Annotated in this window: 3 protein-coding genes; 2 read left to right on the top strand and 1 reads right to left on the bottom strand. The window is 44.4% G+C overall.

Translation table 11 applies throughout. The features are described from left to right. Positions 1-222: 222 nt before the first annotated feature. Positions 223-717 (bottom strand): TlpA disulfide reductase family protein, encoded by a 495-nt coding sequence (locus U9Q77_05925; protein MEA3286895.1) that lies wholly within the window; start codon positions 715-717, stop codon positions 223-225. 415 nt (positions 718-1,132) lie between these two features. On the opposite strand from U9Q77_05925, the gene U9Q77_05930 reads away from it, so the two are divergent. Both U9Q77_05930 and U9Q77_05935 read left to right on the top strand, forming a co-directional pair. Further along, positions 1,133-3,085, top strand: coding sequence for an alpha-amylase family glycosyl hydrolase (locus U9Q77_05930; GenBank protein ID MEA3286896.1), 1,953 nt, complete (start codon positions 1,133-1,135; stop codon positions 3,083-3,085). 47 nt (positions 3,086-3,132) lie between these two features. Beyond that, the coding region (locus U9Q77_05935; protein ID MEA3286897.1) for a secondary thiamine-phosphate synthase enzyme YjbQ at positions 3,133-3,529 on the top strand (397 nt) is incomplete at its 3' end.

Below are 3,529 nucleotides of genomic sequence, written 5' to 3' on the forward strand. Positions count from 1 at the left end.
CAGGGAATCTGGATCTGAGTAAAAAATGAAAGCTTCCTGACAATCCAACTAAGTCTGAGGTACGCATTTAGGGGATGAGCCAAAATTATAACCATAGCTACCGCTATGGTTATAATTTTAAGCTTACAGAACAGCAAAATATTTTGAACCTATGCGCGCCCTCTAAAGTATAAATGGTATTACATGACTCACACTCAAAGAACCCCTTTTCTTGATGCTTGCTTATCTAAGAGCCAGGATATCTTTCTCAAATACCTTGTGGTCTGTATAGCCAACATATTTTCGCTGGATATTAAAATCACGATCAACCACAAAAGTAGTGGGAATACCCCGGATACCGCCATAAGCCTGAACCACGCCGCCATCTCCATAAACAATGGGGTAATTGATGTTCATTTTTTTGGCAAAGGGCACAACCGCCTTGGGACCCCCCTGATCCAGAGAAACACCAAGTATGACCACATCATCAGCATAATCATCCTGAAGTTTGATAAAACTGGGGATTTCCATCTTACAGGGACCACACCAGGTAGCCCAGAAATCAATGATGATCACCTTCCCCTTGAAATCAGACAGGGAAACTTCATTCCCCTCAATATCGGTCAGTGTGAAATCAGGTGCTTCCTGAGCGGAAACCGAGGTGGTACCGATCATAAAGATCCCAAATATCACAAAGAGAACAGCGGCAATACTGGCAATTATTTTATTCTTTTTCATTTTTTTATCCTTCTTCTAATAATGTTGATTCCACAAAAAATGCGCTTACTGAGAAAGTAATAGAATCACAACCCAAATGGTATTTTGAAGCTCTTTCTCTGCGTTCCTGGCGCTCTTTGCGGTTATTAATGACATCTATGCTATCAGCATTGTCTGTTTTAGAGCTATATGCATTCAATGCGTTACAAAAAGCTCGCTGAATATGACTTTATAATCCTCGGATTCACATTATGTTTCCGAGCAATTAATAGCTAATTGACGAATTGTCAGCCAGCAGTCAATTAGGTGAACCCAAGTAACCGGTTTTTTGTAATTCTGCGGGAGAACTCACATGCGTATCAACCAGGTAATCCTATGTTTGGCTATCTTCAGCATGTTGATAGCCTGTTCCAATAATCCAAGATCAGGGAGCGAGATGAACACCAATAGCAGACCCATTAAAGCATCTGATGAAAAATTAGGGCTTATTCGGGAGGGACAGACCCTCTCCTTCAGAGTGTATGCCCCTGCCGTTGAAATGATGAGCATCATTTTCTTCGAACAACACGATGATGTTAAGGGTGTTTCAAGGTCCATGACAAAAAATGCTAATGGTGTCTGGAAGATCAGTTTACCTGTGAGAGATGCTACTGCTTACTATGCTTATGCTTTAGATACAGCACCGGAAAACCAGTTAGCTGATCCTTATTCTAGAGCCGTAGTCCGCCAGAACCACTTCCAATACCCCACAAAGACAGTCATCTTACCTCAAGACGAATTTGATTGGGAGGGTGATGACTTCACCAAGACCTCTCTAGGGGATATGGTGATTCTGGAAGCCCATCTGAGAGACATGTCGGTTCATTCTACCTCCGGTTCTTCACAAGGAGGAACCTATCTGGGATTTACTGAATCAGATCAAAAAGGGGGTATCGCTCACCTCAAAGATATGGGTTACAATACAGTCGAATTTTTACCCCTTCAGGAATTCGGGAACATCGAGATCGATTTTAAAAACCCGGAATTGGGTATTTATAATAACTGGAATCCCTATGAGAATAATCACTGGGGTTATATGACTTCCTTTTTCTTTGCACCTGAGATCTATTACGGATCTGACGGTGTGGCTGATCGGGGGGCTTGGGTTGGTCAGGATGGTCGAGCTGTCCTGGAGATGAAGCAAATGGTGAAAGCACTGCATGCCGAGGGAATATCAGTCATTATGGATGTCGTCTATAACCATGTTTCTCAGTACGATTCCAACCCCTTCAAGTTGATCGACAAATCATATTACTTTAAATTGAATGTGGATGGAGATTACCGGTCACATAGTGGCTGTGGGAATGATTTCAAGACCGAAAATCCCATGGCCCGCAAGATGATCGTTGAAAGCCTGGTCTATTGGATGGAGGAATATCACATAGATGGATTTCGCTTTGATCTGGCTACTATGATCGACCTGGAAACGATCGATGCCATCACAGCTGCCACCCGAGCAGTCAACCCAGCAGTAGTATTGATCGCTGAGCCCTGGGGCGGTGGTGGCTATAATCCAGCAGAATTGGCAGAGCATGGCTGGGCCTCCTGGAATGATCATTTTAGAAACAGTATCAAGGGCCGGAACCCCAGAAAAGATGATGAAGGTTTTATATTTGGGAAGCTGTGGGATGGCAATAGTACAGAACATTACAAAAAGCTGATGCGAGGCTATCTCAAAAGGGAAGGGGGTCACTACCTGAAACCCATCCAAAGTGTGAATTATCTGGAAAGTCATGATGATCACACCCTGGGTGACTTTGTCCGATTAGCTCTGGGAAAGGTGGGTAAACATGAAGCAGTTACCCGGAACCAGGTTGCCAGACTCTCTGCTGAAGAGTTAAGCATTCACAAGTTTGCCGCATTGAACCTTTTGGTCAGTCAGGGACCGGTGATGATTGCTCAGGGACAAAGTTGGGGACGCTCCAAGGTCATCGCCAATAGTATTGGAAGTGATCCAGAAGTTGGTCAGCTGGATCATAACTCCTATGAAAAGGACGACGAGACCAACTGGTTGAACTGGGATGAAAAAATCTTAAATCAGGATCTGGTTGACTATTATCGTGGTCTCATTGCCATTCGCAGCAAATATCCTGAGATCCGCAATGTTGACCGCGATTTCCGAAGCTTTTTGAAGGGTGAAAATGAGCTCTCATTTGGTTTCAGTATGGGGCAAGCTCCGCAAGTGATCGTGTTCTTGAATGCCAATACAATTAGTTCTGTGGACTTCGATTTGACCGAAGGAGAGTGGACCATCCTGGCAGATGCAAAAGGAGCCGGCCTTGCTGGTCAAGGGAGTGTGTCCGGTTCAGTAAAAGTGCCCCCCCAAAGCGGGCTGATCGTGGTCAAGTAGCTGGATGCAGTTTTGGAGTATAATATGATACAACTGGAGACAAGCCAATGAAATCAACAACCAAGTATCTGCATTTTAATGTCCCTGAACGGATGGGGTTTGTAAATATCACCCGCGATGTGGAAGTTATCGTTCATGACAGTGGTATTCAGGAAGGTTTATGTCTGGTCAACGCCATGCATATCACAGCATCGGTCTTTATCAATGATGAAGAATCTGGTTTGAAGGAGGATTATAAACGCTGGCTGGAGTGGTTGGCACCCTTTGATGCCAGTCCTGATCGCTATCATCATAATCGAACTGGTGAGGACAATGGGGATGCCCATCATAAGCGTCAGATCATGGGTCGCGAAGTAGTGGTAGCTATTACCAAAGGTCGGCTAGACTTTGGCAACTGGGAACAGATCTTTTATGGTGAATTCGATGGCCGCCGGAATAAGCGGG

Source organism: Candidatus Neomarinimicrobiota bacterium, assembly GCA_034716895.1.
In the GTDB taxonomy this organism is placed as follows: domain Bacteria; phylum Fidelibacterota; class UBA8477; order UBA8477; family JABMPR01; genus JABMPR01.

What these genes read in the sequence shown, in the direction of transcription:
- U9Q77_05930 (MEA3286896.1), top strand. Translation starts at nt 1,133, where the DNA reads ATGAACACCAATAGCAGACCCATTAAAGCATCTGATGAAAAATTAGGG.
- U9Q77_05925 (MEA3286895.1), bottom strand. Translation starts at nt 717, where the DNA reads ATGAAAAAGAATAAAATAATTGCCAGTATTGCCGCTGTTCTCTTTGTG.